The sequence below is a fragment of the Microbacterium xylanilyticum genome, from assembly GCF_054654695.1.
Genome location: NZ_BAAIEN010000002.1, coordinates 2,388,552 through 2,403,605 on the forward strand (window position 1 = coordinate 2,388,552; position 15,054 = coordinate 2,403,605).

12 protein-coding genes and 1 pseudogene are annotated in these 15,054 nt (G+C 69.8%); 6 read left to right on the forward strand and 7 right to left on the reverse strand.

Annotation, left to right across the window (positions count from 1 at the left end):
• Positions 1–17: 17 nt before the first annotated feature.
• Positions 18–2,087 (reverse strand): excinuclease ABC subunit UvrB, encoded by a 2,070-nt coding sequence (gene uvrB, locus ACYQ1L_RS12070; RefSeq protein ID WP_460004355.1) that lies wholly within the window; start codon positions 2,085–2,087, stop codon positions 18–20.
• Positions 2,088–2,185: 98 nt separating this feature from the next.
• On the opposite strand from uvrB, the gene ACYQ1L_RS12075 reads away from it, so the two are divergent.
• The gene (locus tag ACYQ1L_RS12075) at positions 2,186–2,785 is read left to right on the forward strand and encodes a DUF4126 domain-containing protein (RefSeq protein WP_460004356.1); all 600 of its coding nucleotides are present in this window, start codon (positions 2,186–2,188) and stop codon (positions 2,783–2,785) included.
• Here ACYQ1L_RS12075 and ACYQ1L_RS12080 read toward each other — a convergent pair.
• The 4 genes and pseudogenes from ACYQ1L_RS12080 to rpsA all read right to left on the reverse strand — a co-directional run bounded on the left by ACYQ1L_RS12080 (position 2,782) and on the right by rpsA (position 7,072).
• A complete protein-coding gene (locus ACYQ1L_RS12080; protein ID WP_460004357.1) occupies positions 2,782–3,567 on the reverse strand; it encodes a GNAT family N-acetyltransferase in 786 nt (261 codons plus the stop codon). The genes ACYQ1L_RS12075 and ACYQ1L_RS12080 overlap by 4 nt on opposite strands.
• 16 nt (positions 3,568–3,583) lie before the next feature.
• Positions 3,584–4,171, reverse strand: a pseudogene (gene coaE / locus ACYQ1L_RS12085) (dephospho-CoA kinase); the annotation flags it as partial.
• A gap of 60 nt (positions 4,172–4,231) precedes the next feature.
• Positions 4,232–5,443 carry an MFS transporter gene (locus tag ACYQ1L_RS12090; protein ID WP_460004358.1) on the reverse strand — a complete coding sequence of 404 codons (1,212 nt, stop codon included), beginning with the start codon at positions 5,441–5,443 and terminating at the stop codon, positions 4,232–4,234.
• Positions 5,444–5,614: 171 nt separating this feature from the next.
• A complete protein-coding gene (gene rpsA / locus ACYQ1L_RS12095; protein WP_159575701.1) occupies positions 5,615–7,072 on the reverse strand; it encodes a 30S ribosomal protein S1 in 1,458 nt (485 codons plus the stop codon).
• A 311-nt stretch (positions 7,073–7,383) separates the two neighbouring features.
• Here rpsA and ACYQ1L_RS12100 point away from each other — a divergent pair, with 311 nt between their 5' ends.
• Complete coding sequence (locus ACYQ1L_RS12100; protein ID WP_460004359.1) at positions 7,384–8,319, forward strand: 5'-3' exonuclease; 936 nt, start codon at positions 7,384–7,386, stop codon at positions 8,317–8,319.
• A gap of 55 nt (positions 8,320–8,374) precedes the next feature.
• Here the strand turns inward: ACYQ1L_RS12100 and ACYQ1L_RS12105 are convergent, their stop codons facing one another.
• Both ACYQ1L_RS12105 and trpD read right to left on the reverse strand, forming a co-directional pair.
• A complete protein-coding gene (locus ACYQ1L_RS12105) occupies positions 8,375–9,361 on the reverse strand; it encodes a PHP domain-containing protein (RefSeq protein ID WP_460004360.1) in 987 nt (328 codons plus the stop codon).
• 14 nt (positions 9,362–9,375) lie between these two features.
• Entirely contained in the window at positions 9,376–10,440 is a 1,065-nt protein-coding gene (gene trpD, locus ACYQ1L_RS12110; RefSeq protein WP_460004361.1) for an anthranilate phosphoribosyltransferase, read from the reverse strand.
• A gap of 181 nt (positions 10,441–10,621) precedes the next feature.
• Here trpD and ctaE point away from each other — a divergent pair, with 181 nt between their 5' ends.
• The 4 genes from ctaE to qcrB are packed head-to-tail and all read left to right on the forward strand — an operon-like array spanning position 10,622 to position 14,983.
• Positions 10,622–11,254: an aa3-type cytochrome oxidase subunit III gene (ctaE, locus tag ACYQ1L_RS12115; RefSeq protein WP_460004362.1), complete on the forward strand. Its 633-nt coding sequence runs from the start codon at positions 10,622–10,624 to the stop codon at positions 11,252–11,254.
• A 22-nt stretch (positions 11,255–11,276) separates the two neighbouring features.
• Positions 11,277–12,074 carry a cytochrome bc1 complex diheme cytochrome c subunit gene (gene qcrC / locus ACYQ1L_RS12120; RefSeq protein ID WP_159575697.1) on the forward strand — a complete coding sequence of 266 codons (798 nt, stop codon included), beginning with the start codon at positions 11,277–11,279 and terminating at the stop codon, positions 12,072–12,074.
• Positions 12,075–12,107: 33 nt separating this feature from the next.
• A complete protein-coding gene (gene qcrA / locus ACYQ1L_RS12125) occupies positions 12,108–13,181 on the forward strand; it encodes a cytochrome bc1 complex Rieske iron-sulfur subunit (protein WP_460004363.1) in 1,074 nt (357 codons plus the stop codon).
• Positions 13,178–14,983, forward strand: a complete 1,806-nt coding sequence (gene qcrB / locus ACYQ1L_RS12130; protein ID WP_460004364.1) for a cytochrome bc1 complex cytochrome b subunit — start codon at positions 13,178–13,180, stop codon at positions 14,981–14,983. Before qcrA ends, qcrB begins: the two co-directional genes overlap by 4 nt.
• Positions 14,984–15,054: the final 71 nt, after the last annotated feature.

Here is a 15,054-nt window from a genome sequence, read left to right on the forward strand (position 1 = left end):
AGCTCGGACGGCACGCCTCAGGCGTGTCCGGCGCGCTCCATCGCCCGCAGTTCCTTCTTCAGGTCCTGCACCTCATCCCGCAGTCTGGCCGCCAGCTCGAACTTCAGCTCCCCGGCCGCCGCGAGCATCTGCGCCGACAGGTCCGCGATCGTCTCCTCGAGCTGGACGGCGCCCTCCGCGGCGATGCCCTCACGGCGGAGGTTCGGCGTCGGCGACTTGCCGCGCCCCGACCTCGTGCGCTTGGCCAGCAGCTCCGCGGTGTCGGCGCCCTCGCGCGCGAGCACATCGGTGATGTCCGCGATCCGCTTGCGCAGCGGCTGCGGATCGATCCCGTTCGCAGTGTTGTACGCGATCTGCTTCTCGCGGCGACGCTCAGTCTCCTCGATCGCCTTCGCCATCGAGTCGGTGACCGTGTCGGCGTACATGTGCACCTGACCCGAGACGTTGCGCGCCGCGCGCCCGATCGTCTGGATGAGGGAGGTGCCGCTGCGCAGGAAGCCCTCCTTGTCGGCGTCGAGGATCGCGACCAGCGAGACCTCCGGAAGGTCCAGACCCTCGCGGAGCAGGTTGATGCCCACGAGGACGTCGTACACACCGGCGCGGAGCTCCGTCAGCAGTTCGACGCGGCGCAGCGTGTCGACGTCCGAGTGCAGATAGCGCACCTTGACGCCGTGCTCCCCGAGGAAGTCGGTGAGCTCTTCTGCCATCTTCTTCGTGAGCGTGGTGACCAGCACGCGCTCGTCGCGGGCCCCGCGGATCCGGATCTCCTCGAGCAGGTCGTCGATCTGGCCCTTCGACGGCTTCACGACGATCTCGGGATCCACCAGGCCCGTCGGGCGGATGATCTGCTCGACGACCCCGTCCGCGATGCCCATCTCGTACTTGCCCGGGGTGGCGGAGAGGTAGACGGTCTGACCGATCCGCTTGGTGAACTCGTCCCAGCGGAGCGGACGGTTGTCGAGAGCGCTCGGCAGCCGGAAGCCGTGATCGACGAGCGTGCGCTTGCGGGAGGCGTCGCCCTCGTACATGGCGCCGATCTGCGGCACCGTCACGTGCGACTCGTCGATGACCAGCAGGAAGTCGTCGGGGAAGAAGTCCAGCAGCGTGTGCGGCGGCTCGCCGGCCTGGCGGCCGTCCATGTGCCGCGAGTAGTTCTCGATGCCCGAGCAGAATCCGAGCTGCTGCAGCATCTCGAGGTCGAACGTGGTGCGCATCCGCAGCCGCTGCGCCTCGAGCAGCTTGCCCTGGCGCTCGAGCTCGGCGAGCCGCTCCGCGAGCTCCTCCTCGATCTGGCCGATCGCCCGCTGCACGACATCGGTGCCGGCGACGTAGTGCGAGGCGGGGAAGATCGGGACGGAGTCGAGCTTCGCGATCACCTCGCCGGTGAGCGGATGCAGCGAGTACAGCGCCTCGATCTCGTCCCCGAACAACTCGATGCGGATCGCGTGCTCCTCGTACACGGGGATGATCTCGATGGTGTCGCCGCGCACCCGGAAATTGCCGCGCGAGAAGTCGACGTCGTTGCGGTTGTACTGCATGGCGATGAACTGCCGGATGAGTGCGTCGCGGTCGTACCGCTCCCCCACCTGCAGCGCCACCATCGCACGCAGGTACTCCTCGGGCGCGCCGAGGCCGTAGATGCAGGACACCGTCGAGACCACCACGACGTCACGACGGCTGAGCAGCGAGTTCGTCGTGGAATGGCGCAGGCGCTCGACCTCGGCGTTGACCGAGGAGTCCTTCTCGATGAAGGTGTCCGTCTGCGGCACGTAGGCCTCGGGCTGGTAGTAGTCGTAGTACGAGACGAAGTATTCGACCGCGTTGTTCGGCAGGAGCTCGCGGAACTCGTTCGCGAGCTGGGCGGCGAGCGTCTTGTTGTGGGCGAGCACGAGCGTGGGCCGCTGCACCTGCTCGATGAGCCAGGCGGTGGTGGCCGACTTTCCGGTTCCCGTGGCGCCGAGCAGCACCACGTCGGTCTCGCCCGCGTTGATGCGGGCGGCGAGCTCCGCGATCGCCTGCGGCTGGTCGCCCGCGGGCGCGTACTCCGAGACGACCTCGAACGGCCGGACCGAACGTGTGGGTTGCATGGTTACCAGCGTAGGCGGGGGTACGGACATCGGGCTCGGATCCGGCCGCGGTGCGGACAGCGGGGTCCGCCTCCGCCCCCGCGCCCTACAGTGGTGCCGTGATCGAGTTCGTGATCGGATCCAGCCTCGCGGCCGCCGCAGGTCTGAACGCATGGATCCCGCTGTTCCTGCTCGGCCTGGCCGCCCGGCTGCTTCCGGCCGTCGCCCTCCCCACGGGCTGGACCTGGCTGAGCAGCGACCTCGCGCTCTGGGTCATCGGCATCCTGCTGGTGCTGGAGATCGTCGCCGACAAGATCGCCGCTCTCGATTCGCTGAATGACATCGTGCACAGCGTGGTGCGGCCGGCCGCCGGCGGCATCGCGTTCGGCGCGGGCGCGAGCGCGAGGACAGTCGCGGTCGACGATCCGGGAACGTTCTTCTCGACGCACGCCTGGATCCCGATCGCGGCGGGGATCCTGATCGCGCTGGCGGTTCACGTCGTCAAGGCGACCGGCCGGGTCGCCGCGAACACGGCCACCGCCGGAATGGCAGCGCCTGCCCTCAGCACCGCCGAGGACGTGGCCTCGTTCGTGCTCGCCGCGACGGCGATCGTGGTGCCCCTCGTCGCTGCGGCTCTCCTGCTCGGACTGGTCGTCGCCGTGGTCTCGATGGTGCGTCGGCGCGCCCGACGCCGGCGGGCGGCATCCCCCGTGGACTAGGCCCTCGCAGTCCAGACGTACGGCGTGGTCGTGGTGGCCCGCAGCATGCCGGCGCGCTCCAGGATCGGCCGGGAGAACTCGGTCGAGTCGGAGTGCAGATAGCGCAGCCCCCGGGCCAGCGCGGCCTGAGCACGCCGTGCCGTGAGAGCGCGATAGACGCCGCGCCCTCGCCATTCCGGAACGGTCGCACCACCCCAGATCCCCGCGAACTCCGTGCCGGCGACGGGCTCCAGGCGCCCTGCGCTGATCACGCGGCCTTCTGCCTCAGCCACCCACAGGAGCACGTCGTCGCCCGCCGCCACCCGCGCGATCGTGCGCTCCGCTCTGGCGTCGCCGTCGTCGTGTCCGAACACCGCGGCCTGCATGCGCTTCATCGCCCGGATGTCCTGCGCCTCGCGGATCTCACGCAGCGCGACGCCGTCCGGCAGCGGCACGTCCGACGCCAGGAGCGCGGCGTCGCCGAGCATCACGGACTCCCTCTCCTCCGGCTCGAACCCGGCGTCCCGCAGCGCGGGCTCGAGACCCGGTGCGATGTCGTGCCCGCGGGTCTTCCACTCCGCCGTGCGCACGTCCGGGATCGCCGCGAAATGCGCCCGCACCTGACTCACGAGCGAGCGGATCCGCCGCCCTCCCAGACCGGCGAGATCACGGTAGCTCGCGAAGCCCGCACCGCCGGGGAACACGCCCACCGCCACCGGGCCGATCTCGCGCACGTCCCGCGCACCCCGCAGCTCGGCCGCCCCGCGCAGCTGTGCGTCGTACGCGGCCAGCAGGTCCGTCACCGGGCTCCCCGGACCGCAGGCGCCGCCAGAGGTCGTCGGTCTGCCGGAGGGTCTCGTCGAGGCTTCCGGAGGTGTCGATGACCACGTCGGCGATGGCGCGGCGCTGCTCATCCGGCACCTGAGAGGCGATGCGCTTGCGCGCCTCCTCCCGGTCGAGGCCGCGCTCCCGCACCAGCCGCTCCTCCCGGACCGCGACGGGCGCATCCGCCACCACGATGAGATCCCAGGGGTCGTCCACGCGCGCCTCCACCAGCAGGGGGACGTCGTAGACGACCACGGCCGTCGGGTCCGCGTCGAGCGCTGCCACGAAGCGACGCTGGGACTCGGCCTTGACCGCAGGGTGCACGATCGCGTTCAGGCGGCCGAGCGCCTCCGGATCGCCGAACACCCTCGCGGCGAGTGCGGCGCGATCCAGCTCCCCGTCGGGGCGGAGCACGTCGGTACCGAACTCCGCGGCGATGCGGTCGAGCACGGGCGAGCCGGCCACCTGCACGTCCCGCACGATCCTGTCCGCGTCGATGATGACGGCGCCGTGCTCGGCGAGCCGGGCGGCGACCGTGGACTTGCCCGACGCGATTCCGCCGGTGAGTGCGATGAGGGGCATGGTGTCAGTCTTGCACGCACTCCGAAGGTGCTCCGCGCCGACCCGGCGCGGCTCCCGGCCTCAGGCCCGGGACGGATCCGCTCCGCGCAGCGCGATCCCGGCGGCCAGCGCAGCCAGGGCGCACATCCCGATCACGATCAGGGCGAACCAGGTCCAGCCCCAGGCGCCGAACACCACCCCCAGCGCCCACCCGAACAGGCTGGAGCCGGCGTAGTACGCGAAGTAGTAGAGCGAGGAGGCCTGGGCCCGACTCTCCGGCTCGCACGCGACCGGCGTCCACCCCGATGCCACAGCATGCGCCCCGAAGAAGCCCGCCGTGAACAGCAGCAGGCCGGCGAGCACGGCGATGGTGCTCGCCGTCAGCAGGAGCAGCGCGCCCCCGGCCATCACGGCGATCGCCGACAGCAGCACCGGATACCGCCCCGCGCGGGAGGCGAGCACCCCTGCCCACGGCGACGACGCCGTGCCCGCGAGATAGGCGAGGAACAGCAGCGTCACGAGCCACGCCGGCAGCGCGAACGGCGGTGCGGCGAGGTGGAAGCCCAGGTAGTTGTAGACCGCGACGAAGGCGCCCATCAGCAGGAACGCCTGCGCGTAGAGCGCGAGCTGGCGAGGCGAGCGCAGCAACCGCAGCAGGCGTGCCGGGACCCCGGCGCCGTTGCTGCCCCGAGTGCGCAGCGGCACGAATCCCCGCGACCGCGGTGCGAGCCAGAGGAACAGCGCCGCTGCCACGGCGCAGAGCGCGGTCGCCGTCCACACGCCGGCCCGCCACCCCGCACCCTCCGCCACGAGCCCGGCCACGATCCGGCCGGCGAGCCCGCCGACCGTGGTCCCGGCGATGTAGCTGCCGGCTGCCGCGGCGGCGTGGCGCGGCCCCACCTCCTCGGCGAGGTACGCCAGAGCCACGGCGGGGACCGCGCCGAGCGCGACGCCCTCCGCACCGCGGAGCGCGAGCAGGGGCACGATGCGGCCGGCGAACGGCGCGAGCAGCCCCAGCGCGGTCGCCGCGATCACCCCCACGGCCATCGCCGGCACCCGTCCGATGCGGTCGGCGACGACCGACCAGCCGATGACCGAGGCGGCGAGGCCCAGCGTCGCGGCGGAGACGCTCAGCGCCGCCGTCGCCGGCGAGACCGCCAGGTCACGGGCCAGCGGCGGCAGCACGGCCTGCGGCGCGTACAGCTGCGCGAACGTGGCGACCCCGGCGAAGAACAGGCCGAGGATGAGTCGCCGGTACTCCGCGGAACCGGGCACGTGGCCGGTGAAGCTCACGGGGCCGGGGTCCGAGCGCGCCTGCCTGGACGGGGACGCGGGCGGAGCGGATCCATGTCTCCCATCCTCACACGTCCGCAGCCCCTGCCCGCGCGGGAGGACGGCGCAGACGCGGAACGGGCCGCCACCCTGCCCGAAGGCGAGGTGACGGCCCGTTCTGTCAAGCGCTGCTTACGCGTTGCCGCCCGAGAGCTTCTCGCGCAGAGCGGCGAGAGCCTCGTCGTCGGCCAGCGTGCCGGCACCGGCGGAGTCGCTCGAGAACGACTGCGCACCCGCGAAGTCGTCGCCTGCGGCGGCCTCGGCCTCGGCGGCCTTGAGCACCTGAGCCTTGTGCGCCTCCCAGCGAGCCTGGGCAGCGGCGTACTCCTGCTCCCAAGCCTCGCGCTGGGCGTCGAAGCCTTCCTTCCACGCACCGGTCTCGGCGTCGAAGCCCTCCGGGTACTTGTACTCGCCGTTCTCGTCGTACTCGGCGAGCATGCCGTACAGAGCCGGGTCGAACTCGGTGCCGTACGGGTCGACCGACTCGTTGGCCTGCTTCAGCGAGAGCGAGATGCGGCGACGCTCGAGGTCGATGTCGATGACCTTGACGAACACCTCTTCGCCCACCGAGACGACCTGCTCGGCCAGCTCGACGTGCTTGCTCGACAGCTCGGAGATGTGCACGAGGCCCTCGATGCCGTCCGCGACGCGGACGAACGCGCCGAACGGAACGAGCTTGGTGACCTTGCCCGGGGTGACCTGGCCGATGGCGTGGGTGCGGGCGAAGACCTGCCACGGGTCCTCCTGCGTCGCCTTCAGCGACAGGGAGACGCGCTCGCGGTCGAGGTCGACTTCGAGGATCTCGACGGTGACCTCCTGGCCCACCTCGACGACCTCGGAGGCGTGCTCGATGTGCTTCCAGGACAGCTCGGAGACGTGCACGAGGCCGTCCACGCCGCCGAGGTCGACGAACGCACCGAAGTTGACGATCGAGGACACGACGCCCTTGCGGACCTGGCCCTTGTGCAGGTTGTTGAGGAACGTGGTGCGCGACTCGGACTGCGTCTGCTCGAGCAGGGCGCGGCGCGAGAGGACCACGTTGTTGCGGTTCTTGTCGAGCTCGAGGATCTTGGCCTCGAGCTCCTGGCCGAGGTACGGCGTGAGGTCGCGGACGCGGCGCAGCTCGATGAGCGAGGCCGGCAGGAAGCCGCGGAGGCCGATGTCGACGATGAGTCCACCCTTGACGACCTCGATGACCTGACCGGTGACGACGCCGTCGTTCTCCTTGATCTTCTCCACGTCGCCCCAGGCGCGCTCGTACTGGGCGCGCTTCTTGGACAGGATCAGACGGCCTTCCTTGTCCTCCTTCTGGAGAACGAGGGCCTCGACCTGGTCGCCGACGGAGACGACCTCGTTGGGGTCGACGTCGTGCTTGATGCTCAGCTCGCGCGAGGGGATGACGCCCTCGGTCTTGTAGCCGACGTCGAGCAGCACCTCGTCGCGGTCGATCTTGACGATCGTGCCCTCGATGATGTCGCCGTCGTTGAAGAACTTCAGGGTCTTCTCGACCGCAGCCAGGAAGTCCTCGGCAGATCCGATGTCGTTGATCGCGACCTGCTTGGTGGCCGGGGCGGCCGTTGCGGTAGTCATGTAGTGGGTTGTCCTTGTTGATGGATACTCGGGCCGCGACGCGCGCTCCTCGCGGAGCACAGGATCGCATCGCGGCGAAATGGATGTGTGTTGTTCGTCACGCACGCGCGAGGAAGCCCCCACGGGTGACACTTCATGCTATCAGGTCGCCGAGAGCGCCGGAAACCGCATCTGCACGGCGATCCGGACGCTCCCGATGCGGGCAGCACCTTCACTGCAACATCGGCGCCCCGACCGATGTTCCCGGTCGCGGACGCCGCCCTGGGGACCGGCTCGCCTGCTGCACCGCCCTCGCCTGGCAGACTGAGCGCATGACCGACGCCGCGCCGAAGCTGCTCCTGCTCGACACCGCCAGCCTGTACTTCCGCGCTTTCTACGGAGTGCCCGACACGGTGAAGGCCCCGGACGGCACCTCCGTGAACGCGGCCCGCGGCCTGCTCGACATGATCGCGAAGCTCGTCGGCGCGTACCGCCCGACCCATCTCGTGGCGTGCTGGGACGACGACTGGCGCCCGCAGTGGCGCGTCGACCTCATCCCGAGCTACAAGGCGCATCGGGTCGTCGAGGTCGTGCCGGGCGGGGCGGACATCGAGGAGGTCCCGGATCCGCTCGAGACGCAGATCCCGATCATCCGCGAGGCGCTCGGCGCGCTGCGGATCCCGATCATCGGCGTCGCCGAGCACGAGGCCGACGATGTGATCGGCACGCTCGCCACCATCGCCGAGATGCCGGTCGACATCGTCACGGGCGACCGCGACCTCTTCCAGCTCGTCGACGACAGCCATAGCGTCCGCGTCATCTACACGGCGCGCGGGATGAGCAACCTCGAGACCGTCACCGACGAGACCGTCGTCGCGAAGTACGGCGTGCTGCCGAGCCAGTACGCCGACTTCGCGACCATGCGCGGCGATGCGTCGGACGGGCTGCCGGGCGTCGCCGGCGTCGGCGAGAAGACAGCCGCGAATCTCCTCGCGGTGCACGGCGACCTGCCGGCGATCCGCACGGCCGCCGCGACCGCGGCGGGCATGTCGGCGGGCGTCGCGAACAAGATCCTCGCGGCGGGCGACTACCTCGATGTGGCACCCACGGTGGTGCGGGTCGCGACGGGCCTGCCCATCGCCGTCCCCGAGCAGCGCCTGCGCCCTCTCGACGCCGCGGAGACGGCCGCGGCCGTGGCCGTCTCCGAGCGCTGGAATCTCGGCACCTCCATGGCCCGGGCGCTCGAGGTGCTGAACCGCACGGCCTGAGCACTCCCGGCGGCTCCGCCCGTCGAGCGCGCCGATCCGGCATGCCGGCAGCGGCTCAACCGGCCCAGCGCAGCAGCCTCTCCAGCCCCCAGGTCGTGACGATCCGCTCGGCCGGCACCCCGGCGCGCTCCGCGCGCAGCGCCCCGTGGTCCAGCAGCGACAGCTGTCCTGGTGCGTGCGCGTCCGAGTCGATCGAGAAGAGGCAGCCCGCCTCGAGCGCGACCGCGATGAGCTCGTCGGGCGGATCCTGACGCTCCGGTCGGGAGTTGATCTCGACGGCGACCCCGTGCTCGGCGCAGGCATCGAACACCGCGCGCGCGTCGAACCTCGACGGAGGCCGTGTTCCCCGCTTCCCCTGGACCAGCCGTCCGGTCACGTGACCGAGCACGCTCACCCGCGGATCCGAGACGGCCCTGATCATGCGCTTCGTCATCGGCCCCGGCTCCATGCTCAGCTTCGAATGCACGGAGGCGACCACGACGTCGAGCTCCGCGAGCAGTTCGTCCTCCTGATCGAGGCGCCCGTCCTCGAGGATGTCCACCTCGATCCCCGCGAGCAGAGTCAGCCCGTCGCCGCCGAGCGCGCGCACCTCCGGGATCTGGGTGCGCAGCCGCTCCGGGCTCAGCCCGCGCGCGACCCGGAGTCGCGGCGAGTGGTCGGTGATGGCGAGGTACTCGTGCCCCAGGGCGCGCGCCGCATCCGCCATCGCCGCGATCGGGGTCGTCCCGTCCGACCACTCCGTGTGGGCATGCAGATCGCCGCGCAGGCGCGAGCGCAGCTCCGAGACGATCTCCGGCTCGACCTCGCCGCGCAGCTCGACGAGGTACGACGGCGTCTCGCCCGCGAGCGCCTGCCGGATCACCTCGAACGTCGACGCGCCGATGCCCTTCGCCTGCTGGATCCGCCCCAGATCCTTCCGGGCATCCTCCGGAAGGCCCTCGTACGCGGCCGCCGCCGTGCGGAACGCCTTGGCCCGATACCTCGACGCGCGTTCGCGCTCGAGCAGTCGCGCGATCTCGAGCAGCGCCTCCCGCGGGTCCATGCCGGCCTCCGACCTCAGCTCGCGGCGAGCTCCCGGGAGGCGGCCACCCAGGCGTCCAGCTTCCCCAGGGCGCTCCCGTCGTCCACGGCGGCCTCGGCGCGTGCGAGCGCGTCACGCAGGCGCTGCACGATGGGCACCTGAGCCTGTGCCGCGTCGTGCGACAGCTCGTAGGCGACGATGCCCGCCGCCGCGTTGAGCAGCACGATGTCGCGCACCGCTCCCCGCTCGCCCTCCAGTGTGCGACGCAGCACGCCGGCGTTGTGCTCGGGCGACCCGCCGATGAGGTCGCCGAGGTCCGCGAGCGGGATGCCGAGGTCGCGCGGATCCAGATCGTGCTCGTGGATGTCACCGCGGGTGACCTCCCAGATGCGACTGTGACCGGTGGTGGTCAGCTCGTCGAGGCCGTCGTCCCCGCGGAACACGAGCGCCGTGGCGCCACGCGTGCGGAACACGCCCGTGATGAGGGGCACCCGATCGAGCTGAGCGACGCCGACCGCGTTCGCCTCGGCGCGCGCGGGGTTGCAGAGGGGGCCGAGCATGTTGAACACCGTCGGCACGCCGAGCTCGCCGCGGACCGCGGCCGCGTTCTTGAACCCGGGGTGGAACGCGCCGGCCCAGGCGAACGTGATGCCGGTGCGGTCGAGGATCTCCGCGACGGCCTGCGGATCCAGCGTGAGCTGCAGCCCGAGGGCTCCGAGCACGTCCGAGGAGCCCGAGGAGGAGCTCGCCGCGCGGTTGCCGTGCTTGACGACGGGGATCCCGGTCGCGCCGATGATGATCGCGGCGGTCGTCGACACGTTCACCGTGCCGACTCGGTCGCCGCCGGTGCCGACGATGTCGAGCACGTCCGCGGAGACGGGCAGCGGCACCGCGGCTTCGAGGATCGCATCGCGGAATCCGACGACCTCGTCGATGGTCTCGCCCTTCGCACGGAGGCCGACGAGGAACCCGGCCAGCTGGGCATCGGTCGCCTGCCCGCGCATCACCTGACGCATCGCCCACGTGGACTCGTAGACGCTCAGATCGCGTCCGGCGAGCAGGGTGGAGAGGACATCGGGCCAGGTCAGAGCTTCCGCCATGCCAGCGATCCTATCGATGTGATGCAGTCGTGACCGCCGCGACCGGATGCCGCCGCTCCCGCGCAACCCCGCGGCTCTCAGGGGATTCGCGGCGGGTTCCGAGGTCGCACCGAGCCTGGCACGGACTGAACCGCCGCGGCCGGTGCGACAATCGCCGCCGCGGATCGGCCATAATGGACGGGTGACGACCTCAGCGACGTATGCCCCGGCGGCGAGAACGATCAAGCGCCCCAACCCGGTGGCTGTGGGAACCATTGTCTGGCTCGGCAGTGAGGTGATGTTCTTCGCGGGACTCTTCGCGATCTACTTCACCCTGCGCAGCACATCTCCGGAGCTCTGGGCCTCGCGCACCGAGCACCTGAACGTGCCGTTCGCCGCGATCAACACCCTGGTCCTGGTGGCGTCCTCGTTCACCTGCCAGATGGGCGTGTTCGCCGCGGAGCGCATGCAGCCGTACACCGCGGTGAACGACAAGGGCCGCAAGCGCTGGGGCATGGTCCCGTGGTTCTGGCTGACGTTCGCCATGGGCGCGTTCTTCGTGTCCGGCCAGGTGTGGGAGTACTCGCAGCTCGTCGCCGAGGGCATGCCGATCTCGGCCGACTCGTACGCGTCGGCGTTCTACATCACCACCGGCTTCCACGCCCTGCACGTCACCGGCGGTCTGGTCGCGTTCCTGCTGACCCTCGGCCGCGCCTTCGCCGTCAAGAACTTCACGCACAAGGAGGCGACGACCGCGATCGTGGTGTCCTACTACTGGCACTTCGTCGACGTCGTCTGGATCGTGCTGTTCTTCGTCATCTATTTCCTCAAGTAAGAAAGCGGAGCGGATTCCCGACATGGCACGTGAGAAGAAGCGCCGTACCGGCCGTCGCAGCCCCCTGGCCGCGGCCGCACTGATCGGCGCAGGCCTGATGATCACCGGCGGTGTGTACGCGGGTGCGAGCGCGGCGTTCGCCGCCACCCAGCCGGCGTCCGTCACCGCCGAGGTCTCGACCGAGGACGGCCAGAAGCTGTTCCAGGCGAACTGCGCGACATGCCACGGCATGAACCTGCAGGGCACCTCGACCGGCCCGAGCCTCTACGGCGTCGGCGAGCTGGCCGTGGAGTTCCAGATGTCCACGGGACGCATGCCGCTGCAGATGCAGGGACCGCAGGCCCCCCAGAAGCACCCGCAGTTCACCGAGGAGCAGATCAAGAACGTCGCCGCCTGGGTGCAGTCCGTGGCCCCCGGCCCGACCTACCCCGAGGAGAAGATCCTCGATGGCAAGGGCGACGTGGCGCACGGCGCCGAGCTATTCCGGATCAACTGCGCGATGTGCCACAACGTGGCCGGCGCCGGTGGCGCCCTGACCGAGGGCAAGTACGCCCCCGGTCTGATGAAGACCAGCGCCCTGCACATGTACGCGGCCATGGTCACCGGTCCTCAGAACATGCCGGTCTTCGGCAACATGAACCTGACGCCCGAGGACAAGCGCGACATCATCTCCGCGCTGCTCTTCCAGCAGAAGGCGACTCAGGTGGGCGGCATGGATCTCGGATCCCTCGGCCCTGTCTCGGAGGGCCTGTTCATCTGGATCTTCGGCATCGGCGCACTCGTCGCCATCACCGTGTGGATCACGGCGAAGTCCAACTGACGCCGGCATATCGAAGAACGTACGAGGAGAACCATGGCACACGACGACCCGCACGCTCTTGACCGGACCTATCAGGCACCGGCCGGGCTGAGCGTCGACGTCAGCGACCCCGCGCAGAACCCGGGGCTGCCCCCGCACCGCGAGCGCATCACCGACCAGGATCCGAAGGCCATGAAGGCCGCCGTCCGCACGGTCTACACGCTCTTCTACCTCTCCCTCGCGGGCAGCATCTGGGCGGTCGCCGCCTACATGCTCTTCCCGATCGAGAGCGGCTCGCTCGTCGATGTGCGGTACAACAACCTGTTCATCGGCCTCGGCATCGCCCTCGCCCTGCTCGCCCTCGGTCTCGGTGCGATCCACTGGTCGAAGGCCATCATGGCCGACCACGAGCACGTCGAGTACCGCCACCCCACCCGGGGCCGCGACTCGACCCGCGAGGCCGCCATCAAGGCCTTCGCCGACGCGAACGAGGAGTCCGGATTCGGTCGTCGTGTGATGATCCGCAACTCCCTGATCGCCGCCGTCGTGGCCTCCGTGGTCCCCGGACTCGCTCTGTTCCGCGGGCTCGCCCCGCAGGACACCCCCGAGGACCCCATCGCGGGCCAGCCGGTCAAGCTGCTCCAGCACACCATGTGGAAGAAGGGCATGCGCCTGGCGCACGACCCCGACGGCACCCCGATCCGCGCGGCGGACATCACGATCGGCTCGGCCGTCCACGTGATCCCGGAGGAGCTCAGCAAGCTCGGCCACGAGGAGGGCTACCTCGAGCAGAAGGCCAAGGCCATCGTCCTGCTCATGCGCCTGCTCCCCGAGCAGCTCATCGAGAGCGAGGAGCGCAAGAGCTGGTCGTACGACGGCATCGTCGCGTACTCCAAGGTCTGCACCCACGTCGGCTGCCCGGTCGCGCTCTACGAGCAGCAGACCCATCACCTGCTCTGCCCGTGCCACCAGTCGCAGTTCGACGTCACGGAGCACGCCAAGGTCATCTTCGGCCCGGCCGCGCGCCCGCTGCCGCAGCTGCCGATCACGGTCGACGATGAGGGCTACCTCATCGCGCAGAGCGATTTCCACGAACCCGTCGGTCCGAGCTTCTGGGAGCGTCATTGAGCACCGCAACTGTTACCGAGCCGAAGTCCTCGGAGAAGCCCTCGGAGGCGCCCCTGGGCGGCCGATTCGTCGGCGGCCTCTCCAACTACATCGATGAGCGGACGAGCCTGTCCGGCTTCGTCAAGGAGCTCGGCCGGAAGATCTTCCCGGATCACTGGTCGTTCATGCTCGGCGAGATCGCGCTGTGGAGCTTCGTCGTCGTGCTCCTGTCCGGCACGTTCCTGACGTTCTTCTTCCAGGCCTCGATGGTGCCGACGCACTATACCGGCGCCTACCCCCCGATGCGCGGCGTCGAGATGTCCGCGGCCCTCGACTCCACGCTGCGGATCTCCTTCGACATCCGCGGTGGGCTGCTCGTCCGCCAGATCCACCACTGGGCTGCGCTGACGTTCGTGGCCGGCATCGGCGTGCACATGCTCCGCGTGTTCTTCACCGGTGCGTTCCGCAAGCCGCGCGAGCTCAACTGGGTCATCGGATTCGTCCTCTTCGTCCTGGCGATGGCCGAGGGATTCACGGGTTACTCGCTCCCCGACGACCTGCTCTCGGGCAACGGTCTGCGCATCATCGACGGCATGATCAAGGGCCTCCCCCTGATCGGCACCTGGACCTCGTTCATGCTCTTCGGCGGCGAGTTCCCGGGTGACCAGATCGTGGGACGTCTGTACACGCTGCACATCCTCATCCTCCCGCTGCTCGTCATCGGCCTGGTCGTGCTGCACCTGATGCTCATGGTCATCAACAAGCACACGCAGTTCGCCGGCCCCGGTCGCGAGGAGGACAACGTCGTCGGCTACCCGATGATGCCGATCTACATGTCGAAGATGGGCGGCTTCCTGTTCATCACGTTCGGCGTGGTGGTCCTGATCGCCTCGCTGTTCCAGATCAACCCGATCTGGAACTACGGACCGTACGACCCCTCCCCCGTGTCGGCGGGCACCCAGCCCGACTGGTACATCGGCTTCGCCGACGGCGCGCTGCGTCTGGCTCCGTCGAACCTCGACGTCGTGTTCCTCGACCACACCTGGTCGTTCGGGATCATCATCCCCGTGCTGGTCCTGGGCCTGTTCATCGTGCTCGTGGCGGTGTACCCGTTCATCGAGGCCTGGATCACCGGCGACAAGCGCGAGCACCACATCGCTCAGCGTCCGCGGACCTCGGCGACCCGCACCGCGATCGGCGTCGCCGGCGTGATCTTCTACGCCACGCTCTGGGCAGCGGCGTCGTCCGACCTCATCGCGACGCACTTCTCGCTCACGATGGAGGGTGTCATCCACACGCTTCAGGTGACGCTCTTCCTCGGCCCGGTGCTCGGCTACTTCGTCACGAAGCGGATCTGCATCGCCCTGCAGAAGAAGGACCGCGAGATCGTCCTGCACGGCTACGAGTCGGGCCGGATCGTCCGCCTCCCGGGTGGCGAGTACATCGAGGTGCACAAGCCGGTCGATGTGTACGACCGCTGGAAGCTCGTCGACACCGAGGTGTACGAGCCGCTGGTGGTGCGTCCCAACGCCAAGGGCCGTATCCCGTGGACGGAGAACCTGCGCTCTTCGCTGTCGCGCTGGTTCTTCGAGGATCGCCTCTCCCCGCTCACTCAGGCCGAGATCGCCGCCGCCGATGCACACCAGCGTCACGTGCTGCATGACACGGACGAGGCCGCGCACGAGGAGATCGTCGCCTCGCACACGCGCGCGGGCGTGAGCGAGGACCAGATCGCCCCGGCCGACACCTCCCACGTCAGCGAGACCCCGAACACGCCGAGCTCCGCGCTCGCGCCGGAGTCGCTGTCGAAGAAGGGCGAGTAGCGCGGAGCACTCCCCCGAATACGATCGAAGGCCCCGTCACACGACGGGGCCTTCGTCGTACCCCCTCGCGT

Excerpts from the sequence above, each read along its gene's own strand:
- rpsA (WP_159575701.1), bottom strand. The coding sequence starts at position 7,072 with ATGACTACCGCAACGGCCGCCCCGGCCACCAAGCAGGTCGCGATCAAC.
- qcrC (WP_159575697.1), top strand. The coding sequence starts at position 11,277 with ATGGCACGTGAGAAGAAGCGCCGTACCGGCCGTCGCAGCCCCCTGGCC.
- qcrA (WP_460004363.1), top strand. The coding sequence starts at position 12,108 with ATGGCACACGACGACCCGCACGCTCTTGACCGGACCTATCAGGCACCG.
- ACYQ1L_RS12105 (WP_460004360.1), bottom strand. The coding sequence starts at position 9,361 with ATGGACCCGCGGGAGGCGCTGCTCGAGATCGCGCGACTGCTCGAGCGC.
- trpD (WP_460004361.1), bottom strand. The coding sequence starts at position 10,440 with ATGGCGGAAGCTCTGACCTGGCCCGATGTCCTCTCCACCCTGCTCGCC.
- uvrB (WP_460004355.1), bottom strand. The coding sequence starts at position 2,087 with ATGCAACCCACACGTTCGGTCCGGCCGTTCGAGGTCGTCTCGGAGTAC.
- ACYQ1L_RS12100 (WP_460004359.1), top strand. The coding sequence starts at position 7,384 with ATGACCGACGCCGCGCCGAAGCTGCTCCTGCTCGACACCGCCAGCCTG.